The sequence below is a fragment of the Streptomyces sp. NPDC051563 genome (genome assembly GCF_044454225.1).
Classification (GTDB): Bacteria; Actinomycetota; Actinomycetes; order Streptomycetales; family Streptomycetaceae; genus Streptomyces.
In genome coordinates this window covers 213,966-236,694 of sequence record NZ_JBITDL010000008.1, presented here as the reverse complement: position 1 = coordinate 236,694, position 22,729 = coordinate 213,966, and the positions used below count along the sequence as shown (strand labels likewise).

Genomic DNA, 22,729 nt, shown 5'->3' with positions numbered 1-22,729 from the left:
CTGGTGCTGGTCGGTACCCTCCGAATGAACGATACATTTGTACTGTACTGAATGGAACGAGAGGGAGCAAACGGACAAACGCATCATTACTCTCGGCGAGGGTTCCGGCACGGAGGCCGGGCCGCACCCCTGCCCTGTCGGTCCCACCAGGACTAGACGGGCCAGGGGACACCGACCGGGCGCAGGATCGGACGATGCGCCTGCCGGTGGCGTTCGGCGTGCCGCCACGGCATCGATACACCCGTACTAGAGTGGGTATCCCCGACTCTGGAGATGCCGTGACCTTCTCGTGTGCCCCTTGCCGCCCGGCTGCCGCGGACGGTCTGGGCTGATGGCCGGGCAGGACTCCGCGCCGCGCCGGCGTCGGGATCCGCAGCGGCGGATCGAGGAGATCGTCGCGGCCACCGAGCGGGTGATCGCGTCCAAGGGCATCGAGGGGCTGACGCACCGGGCGGTCGCGGAGGAGGCCGGGGTGCCCCTGGGCGCGACGACCTACCACTTCGCGACCCGCGAGGACCTCATCGCAGCCGCCCTCCAACAGGCGGTGGACCGCTTCGGCACCTACCTCGAAGCCTGGACCGCCCAACGCCCCGGGCTCACCCCCGAGCAGTTCGCGGTCCTGCTCACCGACGCGCTGATGACGAGCTTCACCCCGGAGGGCCGCGGCCAGAACGTCATGGAGTTCGAGCTGTACCTCGCGGCCCTGCGCCGGCCGGCCCTGCGGCAGATCGCCAACCAGTACGCCGAACTGAACATCCGGGCCTGCTCCCGCTATACCGACCCCGTCACGGCCGCCGCCGTCGCGGCCGCCACCAACGGCATCACCCTGCGCGGCCTCGCCGGCAACCGCCCGCCCACCCGCGACGACGTCGAGGCGATCCTGCGCCGCATCCTCACCCCCAACCCCGCCCTTCCACCCGCCACCCGGACCGGGCCTGCCGTCACGGAGGGCTCTTCGTGAGCGAGGTCCGCCGTCATGTCCCCGTGGCCGAGCGGCGTGCCCGCCTCGGGACCCGCCGCGGCCTGGCAACCTCCCGCCAGGCCGCGGCGGGTCTGGCCGATGGGCCGCATCGAGGAGACCTCCGCTCACCCGGTGCCGACCGGCGTGTTCATCCGGGTCGGCGTCCTCCGTGCTCCTCGGGCGTGGCACTCGTCGCCTGCGCCCGTGGGGTGCGGCACGACCGCTGACCGAAGAGGCGGTCCATCTGGCCGCGCACTGCTTCGAAGTCGTCCCAGCAGTTCCGCGCCGCCTCGGAGCCGCCCGTCTGCGTCCGTCCCTGATGGGTGCCCTTCACCGTTCTCTCCCTCGGCCCGGAGTCCGCGTACGCCCCTCCGTTTTCCGTCCGGCGCCTACCCGGCGGGGGCCTACGCAACCGCGACCGTTACCGGCGGCCGGGCGTGGCCGGGTCCTCGCCTTCGGCGGCGGCCCGGTCGACGCGTTCCGGGTCGGACGGCGGCGAGGCGGAGCCGGTGCCCTTCCGCGACGGAGCGCCGGGCCGGCGCCCGTGTTCGTCGACCATGACGCCCTCGTCGGGCAGCAGCCCGGTACGGTGGCCGCCCTGCGGGCGAGGGGGGCGTACCTGCTCTTCGCTTGCGGGGTCCGGCCGCCGGCGCTCGGCGGCGTGCCCGTCGGTGTCGCTCCCTGCGGGGCCGCTCGGCGCGGATGCGTCGCTGCGGCCGGATGTGCCGGGCCCCGTACTCCCTGCCGCGTCCCTTCCGTGCCTGCTCATAGCTGTCTCCTGCCTCGCGTCCGCCCCCCCTGGTCCCTGGTCCCTGGTCGGCGCCTACCCCGCCCGGCCGCGGCCAGACAGTGCGACCGCCGCACCCCGCACGGGGCCCCGCTCCGCGTCGGGTGTCGGCTGCGTCAGGGAGGGGGGCGCAGCTGCCCCGAGTGCCGCGAGTTCGTCGAGCGGTGCGCGCTGGACGGCTGCGACCAGGCGTCGGCTGTGGGCCCATACGGCCGCGCGGGCGCGTACCGGGGAACGGCCGCTGCGCTGTGCGAGCACGGCGCCGAGGACCAAGTTGCGGCTGCCGTCGACCTCCTTGTAAGCGGCCCACAGGACATTGCCCCCGGCCGGGGTGCTGGTACCCGTCTTCAGCCCGGCGACACCGTGCCTCCCGAGCAGCCGGTTGGTGGTGCGCGCTTCGCCCCGGCCGCCCGGAAGACGCACCGAGGGCGTGGCGACGATGTTCCGGAACACCTCGTCCCGCATGACCGTACGGGCCAGGACGAGCAGGTCGACGGCCGTGCTGATGTTCCCCGTGTCCATGCCGCAGGAGCTGGTGAACCGGGTACGGGTCATGCCGAGGGCCGCGGCCGCCTCGTTCATCCGGCGCACGAAGGCCGCTTCCGAGCCGGCGGTCCAGCGGGCGAGGAGCCTGGCGATGTTGTTGCCCGAGGGGATCAGCATGTACTCGAGCAGCTGCCGCAGGGGGAACTCCTGCCCTTCCTCGACGGGCACCACCGATTCGATCGTGGAACCGGACTCGCGGGCGGCGGCCCGGTCGACGCGGATCGCGGGACCGGGGTCCCGCGGGCCCAGCGGGTGCTCCCGCAGGACCACGTAGGCGGTCATCACCTTGGTGATGCTCGCGATGGGAACCGGCCGCTGCTCGCCGACCGTGCCGAGGCAGCCGATCCCCTCGATCTCCACGCTCGCCTGGCCCTCGTACGGCCAGGGCAGCGGCTCCGCGGACACCGCGCGACGGGCGGCGGCGAGGGCGGCGTCGCCTGCGCGGCAGGCGGCGAGCCGGCCCCGCCCGGGCAGTTCGGCGGACCGGCGGATAAGGGCGGGGACGGACATGACACTCCCGGGGTCGGAGTCGGGGTCGCGGTAGGGGGTGTCCTTCCGCGCCCGGAGCGGTCCGGGCCCCGGTCATCCGGCAGCGGAGGGCATACACGGCAGCATGGCCGCCCCACGCATCGGCACCGCGGCCGCCGTCCATCGGTGGGCGCTCACCCGTGTAACAGTTGCGCAGCGGGCCACCGCCCCGGAGGCGCACCGCACCGCACCCCGCTGCACCCCGCCGCACCGACCGCACGATCGCGCCGACCGGGCCCGTACGAGTCCGCGGGCCTCGTCGGCGGCGGCCGTACGCGCCGCGCACGCGCGTGGCCCCGGCCTCCGTCGCCCGTTTCCGGGGCGGAGGCCGGGGCCACTCGGACGTCGGCTTCGCCGTTCGCTTCGGCTTCGGCTTCGGCTTCGGCTTCGGCTTCGGCTTCGGCGAACGGCGAAGCGCGCTGCCCTGCTCCTGCTAGTCCTTGAGGACGTCCTTGGCCTTCTCCTTGGCCTGGCGGGCATCACCCTTCATCTGCTCCGCGCGCCCCTCAGCAGTGAGGCGCTCGTTGCCGACGGTGCGGCCCATCGCTTCCTTGGCCTTGCCCTTGGCCTGTTCCTTCTTGGCCTTGATCTTCTGCTCACCCGACACGGCGCTCACTCCGATCGTTGGCGATCGTCTGACATGCGGCGCCTGTCCGCCCAGCGGTCCCGTAAACCTGCCGGCAACCTGCCCGCCGCGGCTCCGGGCGGGTACCTCCGGCCCGGTCCGCGTGAAAAGGCGGGAGGCGGGTACCCGCGCAAGAGGAGGTCCCACCATGCCCGCCACGGACTGGCTTCTGGCACCTGGAGAACGCGGCAACACGGCCACCCGGCTGGAACATCGCCGGGCGGGCGGAGCCGCGTGGTCCGAGGGCAACGAAGCGCGCCCGCTCGTCCACGGCGCCACGTACTTCGCCGAGCTCCTCCTACGGATCCGGGCGATGCGCGCCGGCGATCTGCTCCTGTTCACCGACTGGCGCGGCGATCCCGACGAGCGGCTGCGCGGGCCCGGTACGGAGATCGCATCCGTACTGGGCGCGGCGGCCGAACGCGGCGTCATCGTCAAGGGCCTGCTGTGGCGCTCCCACCTGGACGGCTTCCGGTTCAGCGAGGAGGAGAACAGGTCGCTCAGCGAGGACCTGGAGGCGGCGGGCGGTGAGTGCCTGCTCGACCTGCGCGTGCGGCCCGGCGGCTCGCACCACCAGAAGATGGTGGTGCTGCGGCACCCGGACCGTCCCGAGCGCGACGTCGCGTACGTGGGCGGGATCGACCTCTGCCACAACCGCAACGACGACGCCGACCACCGCGGCGACCGCCAGTCGCTGCCCCTGGCGCCCGCTTACGGTCCGCACCCCCCGTGGCACGACGTCCAGCTCGCCCTGAGCGGGCCGGTCGTCGGCGACGTCGAAGCCGTCTTCCGCGAGCGCTGGGAGGATCCCGCGCCGCTCAGCCGCAGCCCGCTGATGCGGCTGCGCGAGCTGCTGGACCGGGAGGACACCCGTGCGGACCCGCTGCCGCCGCAGGGGCCCGATCCCCTGCCGTGCGGCACGCACGCCGTCCAGGTGCTGCGCACCTATCCCAACCGGCTGCTGCGCGGCTATCCCTTCGCCCCCGACGGCGAGCGCAGCATCGCCCGGGGCTACCTCAAGGCCCTGCGGCGGGCCCGGACGCTGATCTATCTGGAGGACCAGTACCTCTGGTCCCCTCGCGTCGTGGACTCCTTCGCCCGGGCCCTGCGCGCCCAACCGCGGCTGCGGCTGGCCGCCGTCATCCCGTCCGTTCCGGACCAGGACGGCCTGCTCACCGGGCCCATGAACCTGATCGGACGGATCACCGCCCTGGAGGCACTGCGCCGCGCCGGAGGAGACCGGGTCGCGGTGTACGGGCTGGAGAACCACGCCGGGACCCCCGTCTACGTGCACGCCAAGGTGTGCGTGATCGACGACGTCTGGGCGGCCGTCGGGTCCGACAACGTCAACCTGCGCTCATGGACGCACGACTCCGAGCTGAGCTGCGCGGTCCTCGACCGGGCGGCCGACCCGAGGCTGCCGGGCGACCCCGGCGGCCTCGGAGACGGGGCCCGTCCCTTCGCCCGGGAGCTGCGCCTGGAGCTGATGCGCGAGCACCTCGACGCTGCTTACGGACTCGACGCTGATGACGGACTCGACGCGAATGACGGCCTCGGCGCGGATGGCGGGGAGGAAGCGACGGCGTCGGCGGATGCGCCCTCGGCGGACGCCCTGCCGGCGGACGTGCTGTGCGATCCGGAAGCCGCCTTCGACCGTTTCGCCGAAGCCGCCGCGGCGCTGGACGCCTGGCACGCGGACGGGTGCCGTGGCCCGCGTCCTCCGGGGCGCCTGCGCCGCTACGTCGCTCCGCAGCTGCCGCCCTTCCGGCGCCTGCTCGCGACCCCGCTGCACCACGCCCTGGTGGATCCCGACGGGCGCCCCCTCGGGATGAGGCTCCGCGGCGGTTTCTGACCACCGGGACACGCGGGGCCCACCGCGCTCAGGTCTTGAGCAGGCGGTTGAAGAAGGAGCGGTAGTGCTGCAACGCCTGCCGCAGGTCTTCGGTCTCCACTTCCTCGCCCCGGCCCCACTGGGCCTCCAGCTCCTGCTTGCGCGCGGCGAAGGTGCCGGCCAGGCTCTGCATGACCTCGGTCACCAGGGTGTCCGCAGACCTGACCGCGCCCTGGGGGTCGTCGACGAAGCGGCCTTGGATGTCGCTCCACGACTGCCGGAACTCCTGCGCGTCGGAGGCACCGAGGAGCGGCTCGGAGTCACCCCCGACGGCTCCGCCGGGCGACGCGTCCGCTCCGGCGGGGGCGACCGTACGGTCCTCCTCCGGAGGCGGTGCGACGACCTCGTCGCGCATCTCGCGGTTTCCGTAGCCTTCCCGGTCCTCTGCGTCCTCGGCTTCCTCTGCGTCCTCGGCTTCCACGCCGTTCGCGAAGCCCTCGTGGTCCTCGCGGACTCGCGATTCCTCACGGGTCCCCGGGGTCTCGCGGAACGCCCGGTCCTCGGTGGCCTCTCCCGGGTACACCGGGGCGCCCGCCTCGTCGTCCGGCACGGGGTGTGCCAGGTCTTCCGTGGTCAGGCCGGTGTCGCCGGGCCGGCCCTCGGTGTTCGCACGGTCTTCCATGTCACCGGTTCCTCTCGTCCGTGAGCAGCTCCGCGAAGAGGGCGCGGTAGTGCACCATCGCTCCACGGAGTTCTTCGGTCGTCGCCCGCCCGTCGGCGCTTCGCACCTTGACGTCGTGGGCGGAGCGGTAGTGGTCCAAGGTGCCCGAGTGTTCGACGGACAGGTCGCGCAGTTGTCCGCCGTAGCTGTCGGCGGGGTAGCCGCGCTCGCTCATCAAGCGGGACACCAGCTCGTCCGCCTCGGCCACGGAGCCGTCCGGCCGGTCCACGAAGTGTTCCTGGACGGTGGTCCACTCGTCTGCGTACTGGCGGCGCCGCTCGGCGGGGAGTTCCTTGATGTCCAGCCGGTCGTGCCGCTCCTCGCGGGCGTGCAGTTCCCGCTCCGCGGCCAGCGCGCCGCCCTTCTCCTCGACGGTCCGCTCGTACTCCGGCCCGAAGCGGTCGCGCAGGTGGCGTCGGCGCGCCAGCATGGTGAGGATCAGCGTCAGCGCCAGGACCACGACAACGGCCGCAACGATGATCGCTATGAGTGTGCTGGTAGACATGTGCGCCTCCATCCAGGGGTTCCACAGGTCTCGCCCCCTTCGGCTACCCGCTGAGGGGAGGCGAAACCTTCATTCGTGGCATATGCCGCGAACGGCACCGGCCGATCGCCCGCCGGGCGGCCTGGCGGAGGGTTCGACTCGATCTCGCCGGGCAGGCGCCGGGCATGACCTTGGAGCATCCGGCAGAAAAAGGCCGACCCGGGCGGCTCGGCCGCTTCGAAAAACTGGCGGAGCTCGCGTCCAATTTCACGAGTTCGGCACTCTTCTCCGTCCTGTGCGTCCTCCTGGTGGCGGGCTTCGTCATCGTCCACCTCCTCCACCTGCCGGTGGAATGGCAGCTCCTCGCCGGTGACGCCATGGCCGCGGTGTCCCTGCTGCTGCTCGCCCTCCTCAAGAACTCCGAACGCCGGGCCGAGCACGCGATCCAGCGCAAGCTGGACGCCATTGCCAAGGCCCTGCTGGAGGATCACAACGGATCACGGCGACAGGCGCACCGGGAACTGGATGAGGCCATCGGAATCGAGGAGCAGGAGTAGAGGAGCAGGAGTAGGAGTAGTCCGGCGTGGTACACATTCCGCTGATTCCCCCCGTCGAAAGGCCGCCCCATGCACTTCACGCTCCGCAAGGACATCGGACTGCTCTCCCTGCGACTCGCGGCAGGCGGTGTCCTGATGGCGCACGGCACGCAGAAGCTCTTCGGCTGGTTCGGCGGCGGTGGGATCGAGGGCACGGCCCGGGCGATGGAGCACATGGGCTTCGTCCCGGGCCGGCGCAGCGCCCTCGCCGCCGGGCTCGGCGAGGCCGGCGGCGGTGCGCTGCTCGCGCTGGGGCTCGCCACGCCCGCGGCGGGCGCCGCCGCGGCCGGCGCGATGGCCGGCGCGGTCGCGGTCCACGCTCCGGCCGGCTTCTTCGCCCAGGGAGGCGGCTTCGAGTACCCGGCGCTGCTCGGTACGGTCGCCGCCGGGCTCGGGGTCACGGGGCCGGGGCGCATCTCCCTCGACCACGTCAGCCGGCACCGGCTCGACCGTCCCGCCGTCATCGTGGCGGCCTTCGCCGTCAGCGCGGTCGCGGCAACCGTCGTCGTCAAGCGGCGCATCGCCGCGTCGGAGTCGGTGGCCGGAGCCGACGAGGTTGCGGAATCGAATCAAGGAGCGGAAACCACTGTCTGACTCCGGCTCCGGATGGCAGGCTCTACTCCTCGGAGCACGTCCTGGGGGGGGATCACGTGATGGAGCCGGGTACGGGCATGGGCCTGCGGGGCCGCAGCGGCATCCTGTCGCTGGTCGACTCCTGCCTGAAGGAGAGCCCTGCCGCGGAACGGCCCGTGACCATGCTCCTCGGCCCGGCCGGCAGCGGGGCCAGTGAGGCGCACAGCGCGCTCATGGAGCGCTTCGGGCCCGACTACCCCTTCGCCTTCGTCAACTTCGGCGGGGCGCAGTCCCTGTTGCCGCGCTACGCCCTCGGGCTCCTGGCCCGCCAGCTCGAACGCAAGCTGCCCCGCTACGGCCGCTCCCACTTCCCGCTGCTCAGCCTCGGCCTGCTCGCCTCCGACCAGGAGCTGCGCATGCGTAACCTCGCGGAGGGCCGGCGCGCGGTACAGCGTCAACTGGACCGTTTCCAGGAGGAGAACGAGGCCCGGCACGGGGACTATCTGGCGGCCTTCTTCGAAGTGGGCATGGGCGCGGTCGGCATGCCCGAGGGCGCCTCCAGCGCCGCGCTGGCCCTCTTCCAGGACGCCCTGCGGCGCGGTCGCCGCACCGTGCCCGGTCTGTTCGCCGGGAAGCTGGGCAGCAGGCTGACGACCGGGGCCCACTGGTACGGACGCCACCCCATGACCCGCAGCGCGGACCCCATGGAAGCCCTCGTGGAGCTCAACCTGTGGCGCCACGAGGGCGACGAGAACGAGCAGGAGCGGCTCGACCTCGTGCTCTTCTCGGCCTTCCTCGAAGACCTCAGGCGCAATACGGCCCGCAATTTCATGCCCCGCTCCTACCTGCTCCTCCTGGACAACGCCCATACCGAGTACGGGCGCCACTTCCTCGACCTGTTACTGCGCTCCCGGCACGACCAGACTGTCGTGGCCGGGCACGCCAGCGATCCGCTGACCGTGGTCGCCAGCTCCAACCGATGGCTGCCCCGCTGGGGTCCGGCCACCGGGGACTCCTGGCCCTGGCAGCTGCGCGGCCCCGACCGGGCCTCCCTGGCCGACTGGCACGCCCACCGGCCGCCCCGCGACAGCGAGGACAGCTGGTGGTACCCGCTGCGCCTGCGCGATCTCAATCTGGACGAGGTGCGCATCCGGATAGAGCTCCAGCTCGGCGGGAACAGCGACCTGGCCCCGCTGACCCGTCTCACCCCCTTCGTGCACCGGCTCACCGGCGGGCTGCCGCGCGCCGTCCACCAGGTGCTCGACGTACTGCGCCAGTCCGGGTCGCTCCCCGACTCCGGCCCGCAGCAGGACCGTTGGCTGCGCACCCTGCCCGACCGGCCGCTGCGCACCGGGGAGCACTCCGCGACGCTCGCCGACACCGCCCTCGGCCACCTCCTGCGCGACTTCGACGGGTCCCAGCGTGCGGCGCTCGCCGAATGCGCAGCCACCCGGGACTTCTCCGTGGCCACGCGGCTGCTCAGTCCCGACGATTCCCTGTTCGGCGAGGTCCGGGCCCGCTGGCTGCTGACCGGGCCCGTCGCCATGGTCCCCGTGCTCCACCCGTGGCTGCGCCGGCTGCTCCTGTGGCGGCTGGCGGCCCGGCCCGACGGGTGGGACGCCGCGCACGAGCTGCTCGCGGAGTACTACCGCGGCGAGGGCAAGCCGGTGCAGGAGATGTACCACCAGCTCGCCCGCGGGCGGACCGAGGAGGTCACCGCCCATCTGACCCGGCGCTTCACCGCGGTGCCGGCCGCGCAGTGGATCTCCGAGTTCGACGCGATCACCACCGCTCCGAACCGGCTCCCCGCCGACAGCGGCCCCCTGGAGCTCCTTTCCGGGCTCGTCCCGCGCCGGCCCGGGCGCGTGATGGACACCGAGTCCGTGATCCACACCCTGGTGACCACCCGCTGGGTGTGGAGCGATCCGCTCGCCGACCCCGCCATGCGGGTGGGGAACCTGATCGCCGACGGCTACACCCAGCTGTCCCAACTGCGGAGGAACGACATCGTGGCCCTGTTCAACGAGGCCGAACGGTACCGGCATTGGCGCGATCCCCAGACCGCGGGCTGGGAGGGCTGAGCGCGTGCCCAGACTCGAATGGCCGCTGCACGTCGTACGCCGCGTCGCGCTGGCCGCCGCGGCTGCCGTCACCCTCGTCGCGGCCCTCTGGCTGGGCGTGGGCTGGCTCCAGGAGCGCCAGGCCAGGTGCGCCGACGGGGTCGTCGAGCAGGGGCCGGACGACGAGTGCGTGGGAGTGAGCGACGGCTCCTACGTCTTCGCTCCGCACCTCGACGCCGTCAGCGCGAAGATCGAGGAGGAGAACCGCCGGGTGGTCGCCAACGCGGCCAAGGAGCCGTACGTCAGCGTCGCGTACTTCACCTCCTTCACCACCACCGCCTCCGACAGCAATTCCGCCGAGGGGGTACGGCACGAGCTCCAGGGCGCCTACCTCGCCCAGTACCGCCACAACCAGGGCGACTTGGCCGCCACGCCCAAGATCCGGCTGCTGATAGCCAATCCGGGCAGCAAGTCCACGCAGTGGAAGCACACCGTCGACGAGCTGATCGCCCGCAAGGACTCCCCGGACCGGCTGGTCGCGGTGGCCGGACTCGGTCCCAGCACGGACGAGAACCTGGCCGCCATACGCCGCCTCTCCGACAACGGGATCGCCATGGTCGGCGCCACCATGACCGCCTCGACCATCAAGGACATCAACGGCTTCGTCCGGATCGCCCCCACCAACGAGGACGAGGCGTTCGCGGGCGCCGCCTACCTCAAGCGGCGCGGAGTCACCACCGGCATCGTCATCCAGGACGTGGCGGAGGGGGACCTCTACTCCGCCACCCTCGGGAGCGCCTTCACCAAGGCGTTCCAGGACGGCGCGCACAAGCTCGTGGCCGAGCGCATGACCTACGACTCCTCGGTCAGCAGCGCCTGGCAGAACGAACTGCGATACATGCCGGGGCAGTTGTGTCAGCAGCGCCCGCAACTCGTCTACTTCGCCGGCCGCGGACTGCACCTCACCCGGTTCCTCGACGCGCTCGCCAACCGCAGCTGCACCGACCAGCAGTTCACCGTCTTCACCGGGGACGACACGACCAACCTGAGCCCCGCACAGCTCGCCCGGGCGGCCGAGACGGGGATCGAGGTGCTGTACACCGGCCTCGCCCATCCCGACATGTACCGGGCGGCGCCGCAGGCGGTGTCCGCGCCCTCGGCGAAGAACTTCCAGCCGGGCGGGATCCTGGAGCAGTGGTTCCCGAACGACACCCGCGAGGACGGCGGGGCCCTGATGGGTCACGACGCGGTCCTCGCGGCGGCCCACGGCATCCAGATGGCCGCGCGCTGGCAGGGCCAGGTCGTCGGCGACGCCGTGGCGCGGATGTTCCACCAGATGGACGGCACCCAGCAGGTGGCCGGGGCCAGCGGGTTCATCTCCTTCCAGAACAACGGCAATCCGCGCAACAAGGCCGTCCCCGTCCTGCGCCTCAACGCCAAGGGGCAGGTGGAGTTCGTGGAGGTGTCCGCGGCGGAGGGCAAACCGCCCCAGGAGCAATGACGCACGGCGCGTACCGCCGCCCCGGGTGTCCCGGGCCCGCCGCGGCAGGGCCGGGACCCCTACCGGGGGTGTGCGGTGCTGCGTAGACTCCACCCGCATGAGTGCGGGGACGGGCGCATCGGTGCTGGTCGGACGGGATGCGGAGATTCGGGCGATGCGTTCCGCGCTGGCCCGGCCGCCCGCCGTGGTGCTGATCGAGGGCGAGGCCGGGATCGGCAAGACGCGGCTCGTGCGGGAGGTGCTCGCGCACCTCCCGGACCGCGCTGCGCGGGTGCTGTCGGGGAGTTGCCCGCCGCTGCGCGAGCCGTTCCCGTACGGGCCGCTCTTCGACGTGCTGCGCACCCTCGCGCACGCCGTTCCGGCGGGGCTCAGCCCGGTGTGCGGGGCGCTGCGTCCGTACCTGCCGGAGCTCGCCGAGCGGCTGCCGCCGCCCTGTGAGCCGTTGCACGACCCGGCGGCCGCCACGCACCGGATCTTCCGGGCGGTGGGTGCGCTGCTGGCCGCCGTGTGCCCGGCCGTACTCGTCGTGGAGGACCTGCACTGGGCCGACGACGGCACCCGGGACCTGATCCGGTTCCTGATCGAGGATCCGCCGCCGGGCCTCGCCGTGGTCCTGACGTACCGTCGGGAGGACCTGCCCGCACCGGGGTTGCCGCTGGGGCGGGCCTATCGGCGGGCGGCCGGCCGCGAGTCGCTCCTGATGCGGCTGGAGGCGCTGGACGCGGACGAGGTGCGCGTCCTGGCGGCCGCGCTCACCGGCGGACCCGTATCGGCCCGGCTGGCGGGCGAGTTGCACGCGCGGACGGCCGGGATCCCCTTCGTGCTGGAGGAGTTCGTCCGCGCACCGGGCGCTCCCGCGGCCGTGCCCGCCCTGCTCCAGGAGGCGATGGCCGACCGGACCGCCGGTCTGGAGGCGTCCGCCCTGGCCGTCGTGCACGCGGCCGCGGTGCTGCGCGATCCGGCGCAGGAGGCCCTGGTCACCGCCGTGGCCGGGCTCGACGAGGAGGCCGGTGCCCGGGCCGTGGGGGCCGCCCTGCGGGCCGGGGTGCTCCACGACTGGGGCGAGGACCGGTACGGGTTCCGCCACGGGCTGGCCCAGCAGGCCGTGCACGAGGCCCTGCTGGGCCCCGAGCGGCGGCGCCTGCACCTGCGGGCCGTCACCGCGCTGGCGGCGCTTCCCGCGCCGCCGCTCGTGCGGCTCGCCTACCACGCCCGGCAGGCCGGGGCGGTGATGGAGTGGCGCCGGTACGCGGAGGACGCCGCCGAGCACGCCCGGGAGATCGGTGACACGGCGCTCGCCGTGGAACTCCTCGAAGGGCTCCTCGACGACCCCGCGCTGCCCCCCGGGGACTGCGCCCGCCTCGCCCTGCGGCTCAGCCGCGCGGCCACGATCGGGCTCACCCACCGGCGCACCGCACGGCTGCTGCGCCGGGTCGTCGACGACGGCGCGGCGCTGCCGGACGCGGTGCGCGGGGACATCCGGCTGAATCTGGGGCTGCTGCTGAACAACCAGGCCGGAGACCACCGCCAGGGCCGGCTGGACACCGCCCGCGCCGTCGCCGAGCTGCACGAGCGGCCGGCCCGCGCCGCCCGGGGCATGGCCGGGCTCGCGATGCCGACCTGGGGCGGGGAACCGTACCCGGTCTACCTGGAGTGGATCGCCCGGGCCGAGCGGATCGCCGCCGTGCACGGGGACGAGGCCCTGCGGCTCGCGGTGCGCGGCAACCACCTCGTCCTGCGGATGACCCTCGGCGAGGAGGCGGTCCGCGGCGAGGCCGAGGCCCTGCTGGCCGCCGGCGCGGCGGACCGGGCGGGGCGCCTGGAGCTGGCGCGGATGTGCGGGAACCTCGCGGACGCCGCGGCCTGGCTGGGCAAGGACCCGGAGGCCGAGCTGTTCCGCCGGGAGGGCGACCGGATGGCCGCCGCGTGCGGAGCCCCGTACCTGCGCGGGATCATCGACGCGACGGTGCTGCGCCTGGAGTGGAGCCAGGGGCGCTGGGAGGGGCTCGGCGAGCGGGCCCGGCAGGTGTGGGAGGCGGCTCAGGGCGCGTCCGGGATCGAGTCGGAGGCCCGCCTCGTGCTGGGGCTCCTCGGCGCCGCGCACGGGGAGTGGGAGGAGGCCGGGGAGCACCTCGCGGCGGCCGCCCTGGGTGATCCGGAGAACGCGGCCTCGCCCGTCCTGGCGGCCGCGGGCGCCGCGGCGGTACGCATCCACCTGGCGCGGGGCCGGGCCGCCGCGGCCTGCGCCGAGGCCGACCGGGGACTCGCGCTGGTCCGGCACAAGGGGCTCTGGGGGTGGGCCGCCGACCTGGCGGCGGCCGGAGCGGACGCGTACGTACGGGCGGGCCGGCCGGCCGACGCGGGGCGGCTGACCGGGGAGTACGCCGAGGCCATCGCCGGGCGCGACCATCCCCTGGCGCTGGCGGCGCTGCCCCTGTGCCGGGCGGCGGTGGCCCGGTCCGCGGGACGGCCTCAGGAGGCCTCGGCGCACTACCGCCGGGCGGCGGACGCCTTCACCGCGCTGCGCCGGCCGCACAGTGCGGCCCAGGCCGTGCAGGCAGCTCTGGAATGCGTCCCCGATGCTGCCGAACTGGCCTGTCTGGCCGCCGAGTTCGAGCGGATCGGGGCCACCTGGGAGGCGGCGCGGTGCCGGCGGGCGCTGCGCGGGAGCGGGCACGCGACGGCGCCCCGGCGCGGCCGGGGCGGGTACGGCGAGGGGCTGTCGCCGCGGGAGGCGGACGTGGCCCGGCTGGTGGCCTCGGGCCGCACCAACCGGGAGATCGCCGAGCTGCTGTTCCTCTCGCCGCGCACGGTGGAACAGCACGTGGCGAAGGTGCTGCGGAAACTGAAGGTCAGCAGCCGTACGGAGGTACGTACTCCGTAGCGGGCGGGACCCGCGCGGCGGCGGCGAATAGGTACTCCTACGGACCCGGATACGGATTGCCCTGCTCCCCCGGGTGTCACGAGGGTGATCCCCGTGCCCCGGCCCCCACGCCGGGGCCTCCAGGAACCCGATCAGTAGGAGCAGTTGGATGCGTGCACAGCGTGCGGCAAGAAGCACCCGGCTCGGGGCCATATGTCTCGGTGCCGCCACCGCGACCGTCCTCGGCCTGTTCGGCACGGTCGCCCAGGCCCATGCCGGACCCGCGGAGGGCCGGGTCCTCGGCGAGGGCGGGGCGGACACGGTGAGCGGCCGGTACCTCGTGGTCCTCGACGGCGCGCCCTCCCTGCGCGCCGCCGCCACGGCCGAAACCGCCGGGGAGGCGAAGACGCTGACGGACCGCCACGGAGGGGCGGTCCGTCAGCTCTACACCGCCGCCCTCAAGGGGTTCTCCGTGAAGGCGACCCCGGAGCAGGCCCGCCGCCTGGCGGCCGCGCCGGGCGTCCGCTACGTCCAGGCCGACACCGTCTTTCGTGTCGACGGATCCGGGACCCAGCCGAACCCGCCCTCCTGGGGCATCGACCGCATCGACGGGGCGAAGGACGGCTCGTACGCCTACCCGAACGACGGCAGCGGAGTGACCGCGTACATCGCGGACACCGGCCTGTACCGGCAGCACACGGACTTCGGCTCCCGCGCCTCCTCGGGTTACGACTTCATCGACAACGACGCGGACTCCGCCGACTGCCACGGTCACGGCACCCACGTGTCGGGGACCGTCGGCGGCGCCACGTACGGCGTCGCGAAGAACGTCAAGCTGGTCGGGGTGCGGGTGCTCGACTGCCAGGGTTCCGGCTCCACGGAGCAGATCGCGGCCGGGATGGACTGGATCGCGAAGAACGCGAAGAAGCCGGCCGTCGTCAACATGTCCCTGGGCGGCAGCGCCGACCGGGCGCTCGACGACGCCGTGGCCGGGGTCATCAACGCGGGCATCCCGGTGGCCGTCGCGGCGGGCAACGACAGCAAGGACGCGTGCAACACCAGCCCGGCGCGCCTGCCCGCGGCCATCACCCTCGGCTCCACGGACAGCAACGACGCCCGCTCCAGCTTCTCCAACTACGGTTCCTGCCTCGACCTGTTCGCTCCCGGCGGCTCCATCGTGTCCACCAAGATGGGCGGCGGTACGCAGACGATGAGCGGCACCTCGATGGCCACTCCGCACACGACGGGAGCTGCGGCGCTCTACCTCTCGGCGCATCCCGACGCCACTCCCCAGCAGGTGCGCGACGCGCTGGTGGACAACGCGCAGTCGGGTGTGGTGACCGGGGCCGGTTCGGGCTCCCCCAACAAGTTCCTGAACGTGACGAAGCTCGGCGCTCCCACGCAGCCCGGTGAGCCGGTCGCGGACTTCACCGCGCAGTGCTCGGCGTCGGCCGCCTCCTGCGCCTTCGACGCCTCGGCGTCCAAGGATCCGGACGGCTCGATCGCCTCGTACGCCTGGGAGTTCGGCGACGGTACGAAGGGCGAGGGCGTCAAGCCGTCGCACGACTACGCCGCCGCCGGGACCTACTCGGTCAAGCTGACCGTCACCGACGACTCCGGCCGCACGGCCACCGTCACCAAGCCCGTCACCGCCGGTACGACGCAGCCCCCGGCCGGCACCCCGCCGACCGCCGCGTTCTCGGTGTCCTGCTGGTACCAGGACTGCTCCTTCGACGCCTCGGCCTCCAAGGACTCCGACGGCTCGATCGCCTCGTACAAGTGGAAGTTCGGCGACTCCGCGACGGGCACCGGCGCCACCGTCGCCCACCGCTACCCGGCCGGACAGCGCAGCTACACCGCCGAGCTGACGGTGACCGACAACTCCGGTCTGTCGGCGACCGCTTCGCGCCGCATCGACTGCTACGGCTTCGGCACCGGCCAGTCCCTCTGCTTCGCCTCCTGATCCCGTATCGCTCACCCGCCACCCGGCCCTCCCCCTCCCCGGGGAGGGTTGGGTGCGTGCGGCGGCGGCGGGACCGATCGGACCGCCGGAAGCGTAGACGTCGAAAGGCGACTCGCCTAGCCTTTCGCGCGCCTCCATCCGGCGGCGCCGCACGTCGGCCGCGTACGCAGAGGAGTTCCTCCTTGTCGCACGGACAGAGCCACCGCCTCCCCGGCAGGCCGGCCCGCTGGGCGGCCCGCTGGGCGGCCGTCGCGGTGATCGCCGCGGCACTGACGCTGTCGGGCTGCACCCGCGGCGGTGCGGACCGGAGCCCGGAGGGGCGGACGGCGTCCGCGCCGGTACCCGAGGGCGACGCGTTCTTCGACCCGCCGAGCCCGCTGCCCGCGGGCAAGCCCGGCACGGTGATCCGCCAACGCCCGTACACGCCGCCGGAGGCGGTGCTGACGCTGCCGTCGCACACCTTCCTCGTGATGTACCTGAGCACCGGGACGGACGGCAGGCCGGTGGCCGCGAGCGGGCTGGTGACGGTACCGGAGGGGCCCGCACCCGCCGGCGGCCGGCCCGTCGCCGCCGTGGACCACGGCACCATGGGCATCGGTTCGGCGTGCGCCCCGTCCCGCATCCCGGCCTTCGCCGGGCTGCAGGACGCGAGTCCGGTCGGAAAGCTGCTCGCGCGCGGGTTCGTCGTCGTACAGCCCGATTACGTCGGCCTCGGCGTGACCGGGATCAGGCACCCGTACCTGAACGGGGAGTCCGCCGCGTACGCCACCCTCGACATCGTCCGCGCCGCCCGCGCCATCGACCCGGGGGCGGGCGCGACCACGCTCGTCTACGGCGGATCGCAGGGCGGCCACGCCGCACTGTGGAGCGCGCACCACGCCGCCTCGTACGCCCCCGACATCGACCTCAAGGGCGTGGTCGCCAACGCCCCCGCGGTCGGATTCGAGTGGATGCCCGCCCTGTTCGCCCAGCAGGACGCGATGGCCACCGCCTACACCGGGATCCTGCTGCTGCTGATCGACGGGGCCGCCGCGGCCGACCCCGCGGTCAGACCCGCCGAGCTGCTCACCCCGGCCGGCCTGGCCGCCGCGGAGCGCATCTGGACGCAGCCCTGCATGGCCGCCGACCCCGGTCTCCCGGCCGCCGCGGACATCCTGCGGCCCGGCGCCGACCTGGCACCGCTCAATGCCGCTCTCAAAGCGAGCGCCACCGGCGAGGTCGCCGTCAAGGTCCCGGTGCTGCTGCCGCAGGGCGGGAACGACGTGCTGAGCAACCTCAACCAGACACTGGCACGGGAGCTCTGCGACAAGGGCACCGACCTGGAGTTCGCGTACTACCCCGACGAGGGCCACACCATCGGCGACGCCCCGCTGGACGATGCGATCGCCTGGATGGAAGCCCGGCGCGCCGGCACCCCGACGACGGCGAGCTGCCGGTTCTGAGCGGACCCGTCCGGCAAACGGGTGACTTACCGCCACGTGTGCCGCTCGCAGCCGTTGCCAGGGCGGAAGACCCGACGGGTACCACCCGCCCCAACGAAGGATCACCAGGCAATGCTGAAGAAGATGATGATCACCGCTGTCACCACCGCTGCCGCGATCGGCGCCGGCGGCGCCGTGGCAGCTCCGGCCATGGCCATCGGCAATGACAACGGGGTCAACACCGTCAACGGCAACGGTGCCGTCCAGGCGTACGGCAACCAGAAGACGCACGGCGAGAAGAGCCCGCAGCTCTCCGTGATCCAGGGCACGGCGAACAAGCCCTGCATCGGCCTGCCGGCCAAGATCAACGCGCAGTCGCTCGTCGCCATCATCGCGAACGTGGGCGTCCAGGACGTCAACGTCCTGTCCAACCCGCAGAACCAGCAGTGCACCGAGAACTCCACCCAGGCCAAGGGCGACGAAGCCCTCTCGCACATCCTGGACAACATCCCGGTCCTGTCGGGCAACGTGTCCGCCGGAAGCTGACACCCTCCCCGCACACCCTCCCCGCACACCGGCCGGCCCCGACCGCGCCGACCGTACGAGTGCCCCGCGGCCGCGGTTCCCGGCCGCGGGGCTCCGCGTCGGCTACGTCCCGAGGGCTCGGCGGGCGGTGGAGCGCACGGCGTGTGCCGCGTCGATCGCGCCGACCCGCGTGCGGTGCGCGGCCTCCCGTACGGGGCCGAGCGAGCGCCGGCCGGGGCCGCGGCGCAGGAGCTCCCGGTAGAGGTCGAGATGCCGTTCGGCGAGGTGCGCAGGATCGAAGCGGGCCGAGTTCCTCAGCGCGGCTCCGCCCATCCGCCGCCGCAGCCCCTCGTCGGCCACGAGCTCCAGCAGGGCGGCGGCGATGCCGTCGGTGTCGCCCGGGCGGACCAGGCGCCCGTCGACCTCGTCCTGGATGATCTCGCGCGGTCCCACCGGACAGTCGGTGGAGACGACGGGGAGGCCGCAGCGCATCGCTTCGACGATGGTCATGCCGAAGGACTCCCGGTCGGACGTGGAAGCCGCGATGGATCCCTTGGCCCACTCCGGCTCCAACGGGTCCGCATCACCCATGAGACGGACCCGGCCGCTCAGGCCAAGCTCGCCGATCAGCGCGGACAGGCCCGCCCTCTCGTTGCCGGTGGCGTCACCGCTGCCGAAGATGCGCAGCTCCCAGTCCGGATGCTCGGCGACGACCTGCGCGAAGGCCCGTACGAGAAGGTCGTAGCGCTTCGCCGGAGTGAGCCGGCCCGCTGCCACGACCACCTTGCCGGTGCCGTCGGACGGCTCCACTGAAGCGGCGGGAACGCCGTTCGGTATGGCCTCCACCCTCATCGCGGACGGGCCGAACCTGCGGTAGGCGCGGGCGTCGGCCTCGGTGACGGTGGTGAGGGCGTCCAGGAGCGGATAGCGGTGGCGTATCTCGTGGCGTACGCGCAGGCCGTGGTGCGAGAGCGCGAGGTGTTCCTGTCCGACGCGGACGGCGGCGCGGTGCGCCTGCCGGGCGATCTGCACGTTCAGGCCCGGCCTGGTCCCCACGACGACGTCGGCGTCCAGAGTCGACAGGTACCGCCCGATGCGTTCGTCGGTGAGCCGGCTGTACTGCCGGTGCCGGCCGTCCGCGCGGGGGAACACCGCGGCGGGCAGCGCGTGACGCGGGTCCTCACCGTCGTAGTCCGGGGAGTCCGGGCGCAGATCGACCAGGGGCGTCAGGCTGACCCGGGGCGGCGCGCCCATGACCGGCACGCCACGGTTGCGGAATACCGAGACGACCTCCACGTCGTGGTGTTCCGCGAGCGCCGCGGCGAGGTTGAACGTCGACCTGATGGTGCCGCCGATGCCGTAGGCGTTGTGGAGCAGGAAGGAGATGCGCATGCGGCGCCTGGCCTTTCGGTGGCGGGGGCAGGTCGGGTCGGCGAGCGGGGGCGGTGAGGGGCCTGGGTCAGGGGGGCCGGGTCCGGGGGGGCCGGGTCCGGGGGGGCCGGGTCCGGGGGGCCGGGCCCACTGCGGTCGTCCCCCACTGTGCGCAGATCATGCTTAACCGTTCCTGAAGGCCGGTTCGCACGGGGCAGGGGCTCCCGGATGGCATGCTGACATCGTGGACATTTTGCTGGTGGAGGACGATCCGGTGATCGCCGCCGCGGTGCGGGAGGGCCTGGAGGGCGAGGGGTACGCGGTCACCCTGACCTCGGACGGCCTGTCCGCCGTGGAGCTCGGCGCCACGGGCGCGTTCGCCGCGATCGTCCTGGACGTCATGCTGCCGTCCCTGGACGGGTTCGCCGTGTGCGGACGGCTCCGGGCCCTCGGTGTCGACACCCCCGTACTGATGCTGACCGCCCGGGACGGCGAACTCGACGAGGCACACGGCCTGGACACCGGGGCGGACGACTACCTGACGAAGCCCTTCTCCCTGCTCGTGCTCACCGCACACCTGCGCGCGCTGATCCGCCGCAGCTCCCGCGAGGCCGCCGGGTCCACCGCACAGGACGTGCTGCGGGCCGGCGACCTGTGGCTCGACCCGCAGGCGCGGACCTGCGGGCGGGGCGACGAGCGCATCGAGGTCACCGGCCAGGAGTTCGCGGTACTGGAGTGCCTGCTGCGCGAGCCGGGCCGGGTGCTGTCGAAGGAGGCCATCCTCGGGGAGGCGTGGGACATCGCCTACCGGGGGGCGGCGAGCATCGTGGAGGTCTACATCAGCTTCCTGCGCCGCAAGATCGACCAGCCCTACGGCACCCGGAGCATCGTGACCGTCAGGGGACGCGGCTACCGGCTGGACGATTCGCATGCCTGAGGCGGCTCCCCGCAGCACCGCCCGCCCCGCCCGCCCCGCGCGGATGCCGGCCCGGTGGCGGCGCCTGACCACCCGCGCCCGTACGGCTCTTGCCGCGGGGACGGCCGCCCTGCTCCTCTCCGGGGCGGGCGCCTGGTGGCTGCGGCACCACGTGTACACGACCGAGACGGACGTGGCACGGGGCCGTGCCCTGGCCCAGTCCCGCGCCATCGCCCTGGAGTTCGCCGGTATCCGGGCCAGGGACCGGGAGGCCACCGGCGACATCCTCGCCGACTCCCCGGTCCTGATCATCGGCCCCGACGGCCCGTTCGCCTCCTGGCTTCCCGAAGCGTTCCCCGGGGCCGTGGCGCAGCTCCCGCCCGCGCCGGCGGATGCCCGGCCCGCATGGGCGTCGGTCCGTTCGGTCCGCCTCGGCGAACCGGCCCCCTCCTGCCGGCGGGACCCCTCCCGTACGTCCAACGGACAGCCCGTCCCCGGCTGCCTCTCCCAGGCGGCGGCCCTGGCCGGGCGGACCGTCGACATGGCCGGCACCAGCATCGAGGTCCACTCCCCCGCGGCCCCCAGCCCCTCGGCGCCCCCGCCCGGGCGCTACACCGTCTACATGGCCGTCGACCCGGCGGACGCGGCCCGGGCCGCCGATGCCCTCGTACCGGCCCTGGCCGGCGCGGTGCCGCTGGCCGCCCTGCTCGTCGCCCTCAGCGCCTGGGTGGCGACCGCGCGCGCCCTGCGGCCGGTCGAAGCCATCCGCACCCGCCTCGCCACCGTCGACCAGCCCGGCTCCGGAACCCGCGTCCCCGTCCCCGTGGCCGAGGACGAGATCACCCGGCTCGCCCGCACGACCAACCACACCCTCGACCTCCTCGACGCCCACGCCCGCCGCCAGCAGCGGTTCATCGCCGACGCGGCCCACGAACTGCGCAGCCCGGTCACGGGCCTGCGCACCGTCCTGGAGATCGCCGTGGCCCATCCCGGGCGGCCCGCCGCCCTGAACGACGCCCTTCAGGCCACGACGAGACTGCAGTACCTCGTCGACGACCTGCTGACCCTCGCCCGACTGGACAACGCCCCCGGAGCGAGCCCCGACCGGGCGCCGGTGGACTTCACCGAGCTCGTCCGGGAACTCCTCCTGGAACTGCCCCACACCCGGCCCGGAGCCACCGCGGACCTCGTCCTCGACGCCCCCGCGGAGCCCGTGACCCTGCACGGCGACCGGGACCAGCTGCGGCGCCTGCTGCGCAACCTCCTCGACAACGCGGCCCGCCACGCCGACAGCCGGGTCACCGTGACGCTCGTCCAGGAGCCCGGATGGGTGGAGTGCACCGTCCACAACGACGGAGCCCCGATCGCCGAAGCGGACCGCGAGCGCGTCTTCGACCGCTTCACCCGCCTCGACGAAGCACGCACCCGTGACACCGGCGGCAGCGGACTCGGTCTCGCCATCGCCCGGGACCTCGCCCGCCACCACGGAGGAACCCTGGCCGTCGTCCCGGCCGGCCGGGGAGCGGCCTTCCTCCTGCGACTGCCCCGGTAGCGGGGAGCCCGCGCTGCACGCGGGCTCACGGCCGGTAGACCTTCCCCGGCCGGGGGCTGGCCGGCGAGAGGAGTTCGGAGACGGTCACGAAGGTGTACCCGCGGTTGCGGAGCTCGCGGACGATCGTGGGGACGGCGGGGATGGTTCCGGCGTACCGCTCGTGGAGCAGGATGATGCCGTCCCGCTCGGTCTGGTCGAGGACGCGCCGCACGATGAGCGCGGTGTCGGTGGTCGCGTAGTCCTTCGCGGTGACGCTCCACAGGACCTGCGCGAGGCCGAGCTCCTTCATCACCTTCGACACCTCGTCGTCGGTGGCGCCGCCCGGAGGGCGCATGAGGGTGGGCGCCCGGCCCGTCGCCTTCTCTATGTCCCGCTGGACCGGCTCGATCTCGGCCCGTATGCCGTCGGGGGTGAGCTCGGTGAGGTTCTCGTGCGACCAGGTGTGGTTCGCCGTCTCGTGCCCCTCGGCGGCCATGCGGCGCACGGTGTCGGGATAGGTGTCGGTGTGCCCCTTCCCCTGGAGGAAGAACGTGGCCCTGACCTTCTCCTCCTTCAGGAAGTCGAGCAGGTGCGGGGTCGGTTCGCTCGGGCCGCCGTCGAAGGTGAGGGCGACGCACTTGGCGACGGTGCAGTCCACCTGCCCGGCGGCCCGCTCGACGCCGGAGTGGGCCGCCGCGGCGCGGACGCCGGCCGGTGAGACGACGCCGGTGAGCGAGGAGCAACCGGTGAGGGCGGTCAGCACCAGCGCGGCCGCCGCGGTACCGGCCCGCCGGGAGGAGGAGGCACCGTGCGCACGGCGCTTGAGCGAACGCATCATGAGGGGAGGTCCTGGATCGGTCGGAGGCGAAGGAGCGGCCGGCCGGTGTGCGTCGAGCGATGCTGGCCGCGGAGAGGCGACGAGCATG

General features: G+C 73.5%; 19 protein-coding genes. 12 read left to right on the top strand and 7 right to left on the bottom strand.

Annotated elements, in window-relative coordinates:
• Positions 1–331 precede the first annotated feature (331 nt).
• Entirely contained in the window at positions 332–961 is a 630-nt protein-coding gene (locus ACIA8F_RS12475) for a TetR/AcrR family transcriptional regulator (RefSeq protein WP_399378260.1), read from the top strand.
• 421 nt (positions 962–1,382) lie between these two features.
• Here the strand turns inward: ACIA8F_RS12475 and ACIA8F_RS12470 are convergent, their stop codons facing one another.
• The 3 genes from ACIA8F_RS12470 to ACIA8F_RS12460 form a co-directional block, all read right to left on the bottom strand.
• On the bottom strand, positions 1,383–1,730 hold the full coding sequence (locus tag ACIA8F_RS12470; protein ID WP_399378259.1) for a hypothetical protein: 348 nt from the start codon (positions 1,728–1,730) through the stop codon (positions 1,383–1,385).
• Positions 1,731–1,784: 54 nt separating this feature from the next.
• Positions 1,785–2,804 (bottom strand): D-alanyl-D-alanine carboxypeptidase family protein, encoded by a 1,020-nt coding sequence (locus tag ACIA8F_RS12465; protein ID WP_399378258.1) that lies wholly within the window; start codon positions 2,802–2,804, stop codon positions 1,785–1,787.
• A gap of 451 nt (positions 2,805–3,255) precedes the next feature.
• Complete coding sequence (locus ACIA8F_RS12460) at positions 3,256–3,429, bottom strand: CsbD family protein (protein ID WP_399378257.1); 174 nt, start codon at positions 3,427–3,429, stop codon at positions 3,256–3,258.
• 166 nt (positions 3,430–3,595) lie between these two features.
• On the opposite strand from ACIA8F_RS12460, the gene ACIA8F_RS12455 reads away from it, so the two are divergent.
• Positions 3,596–5,299: a phospholipase D family protein gene (locus tag ACIA8F_RS12455; RefSeq protein WP_399378256.1), complete on the top strand. Its 1,704-nt coding sequence runs from the start codon at positions 3,596–3,598 to the stop codon at positions 5,297–5,299.
• A gap of 28 nt (positions 5,300–5,327) precedes the next feature.
• On the opposite strand, the gene ACIA8F_RS12450 is transcribed toward ACIA8F_RS12455, so the two are convergent.
• Together ACIA8F_RS12450 and ACIA8F_RS12445 are read right to left on the bottom strand one after the other, a co-directional pair.
• Positions 5,328–5,960, bottom strand: coding sequence for a hypothetical protein (locus ACIA8F_RS12450; RefSeq protein WP_399378255.1), 633 nt, complete (start codon positions 5,958–5,960; stop codon positions 5,328–5,330).
• 1 nt (position 5,961) lies between these two features.
• Positions 5,962–6,504, bottom strand: coding sequence for a hypothetical protein (locus ACIA8F_RS12445; protein ID WP_399378254.1), 543 nt, complete (start codon positions 6,502–6,504; stop codon positions 5,962–5,964).
• A gap of 164 nt (positions 6,505–6,668) precedes the next feature.
• On the opposite strand from ACIA8F_RS12445, the gene ACIA8F_RS12440 reads away from it, so the two are divergent.
• From ACIA8F_RS12440 to ACIA8F_RS12405, 8 genes are all read left to right on the top strand, one after another.
• The gene (locus ACIA8F_RS12440) at positions 6,669–7,040 is read left to right on the top strand and encodes a low affinity iron permease family protein (RefSeq protein WP_399378253.1); all 372 of its coding nucleotides are present in this window, start codon (positions 6,669–6,671) and stop codon (positions 7,038–7,040) included.
• Positions 7,041–7,109: 69 nt separating this feature from the next.
• Complete coding sequence (locus ACIA8F_RS12435; protein ID WP_399378252.1) at positions 7,110–7,673, top strand: DoxX family protein; 564 nt, start codon at positions 7,110–7,112, stop codon at positions 7,671–7,673.
• 59 nt (positions 7,674–7,732) lie between these two features.
• The gene (locus ACIA8F_RS12430; RefSeq protein ID WP_399378251.1) at positions 7,733–9,733 is read left to right on the top strand and encodes a hypothetical protein; all 2,001 of its coding nucleotides are present in this window, start codon (positions 7,733–7,735) and stop codon (positions 9,731–9,733) included.
• A 4-nt stretch (positions 9,734–9,737) separates the two neighbouring features.
• On the top strand, positions 9,738–11,213 hold the full coding sequence (locus ACIA8F_RS12425; protein ID WP_399378250.1) for an ABC transporter substrate-binding protein: 1,476 nt from the start codon (positions 9,738–9,740) through the stop codon (positions 11,211–11,213).
• Between the two features lie 97 nt (positions 11,214–11,310).
• Positions 11,311–14,097 (top strand): ATP-binding protein, encoded by a 2,787-nt coding sequence (locus ACIA8F_RS12420; RefSeq protein WP_399378249.1) that lies wholly within the window; start codon positions 11,311–11,313, stop codon positions 14,095–14,097.
• 148 nt (positions 14,098–14,245) lie between these two features.
• A complete protein-coding gene (locus tag ACIA8F_RS12415) occupies positions 14,246–16,039 on the top strand; it encodes a S8 family serine peptidase (RefSeq protein WP_399378248.1) in 1,794 nt (597 codons plus the stop codon).
• Positions 16,040–16,221: 182 nt separating this feature from the next.
• Positions 16,222–17,481, top strand: a complete 1,260-nt coding sequence (locus tag ACIA8F_RS12410; protein WP_399378247.1) for a lipase family protein — start codon at positions 16,222–16,224, stop codon at positions 17,479–17,481.
• 111 nt (positions 17,482–17,592) lie between these two features.
• Positions 17,593–18,006 (top strand): rodlin, encoded by a 414-nt coding sequence (locus ACIA8F_RS12405; RefSeq protein ID WP_399378246.1) that lies wholly within the window; start codon positions 17,593–17,595, stop codon positions 18,004–18,006.
• Between the two features lie 102 nt (positions 18,007–18,108).
• Here the strand turns inward: ACIA8F_RS12405 and ACIA8F_RS12400 are convergent, their stop codons facing one another.
• Positions 18,109–19,377, bottom strand: a complete 1,269-nt coding sequence (locus ACIA8F_RS12400) for a glycosyltransferase family 4 protein (RefSeq protein WP_399378245.1) — start codon at positions 19,375–19,377, stop codon at positions 18,109–18,111.
• Positions 19,378–19,600: 223 nt separating this feature from the next.
• Here ACIA8F_RS12400 and ACIA8F_RS12395 point away from each other — a divergent pair, with 223 nt between their 5' ends.
• Together ACIA8F_RS12395 and ACIA8F_RS12390 are read left to right on the top strand one after the other, a co-directional pair.
• Positions 19,601–20,293, top strand: a complete 693-nt coding sequence (locus ACIA8F_RS12395) for a response regulator transcription factor (protein ID WP_399378244.1) — start codon at positions 19,601–19,603, stop codon at positions 20,291–20,293.
• Positions 20,286–21,824, top strand: a complete 1,539-nt coding sequence (locus ACIA8F_RS12390; RefSeq protein WP_399378243.1) for a sensor histidine kinase — start codon at positions 20,286–20,288, stop codon at positions 21,822–21,824. The genes ACIA8F_RS12395 and ACIA8F_RS12390 overlap by 8 nt, the downstream gene beginning before the upstream one ends.
• A 25-nt stretch (positions 21,825–21,849) precedes the next feature.
• Here the strand turns inward: ACIA8F_RS12390 and ACIA8F_RS12385 are convergent, their stop codons facing one another.
• Positions 21,850–22,638: a polysaccharide deacetylase family protein gene (locus tag ACIA8F_RS12385; protein ID WP_399378294.1), complete on the bottom strand. Its 789-nt coding sequence runs from the start codon at positions 22,636–22,638 to the stop codon at positions 21,850–21,852.
• Between the last annotated feature and the right edge of the window lie 91 nt (positions 22,639–22,729).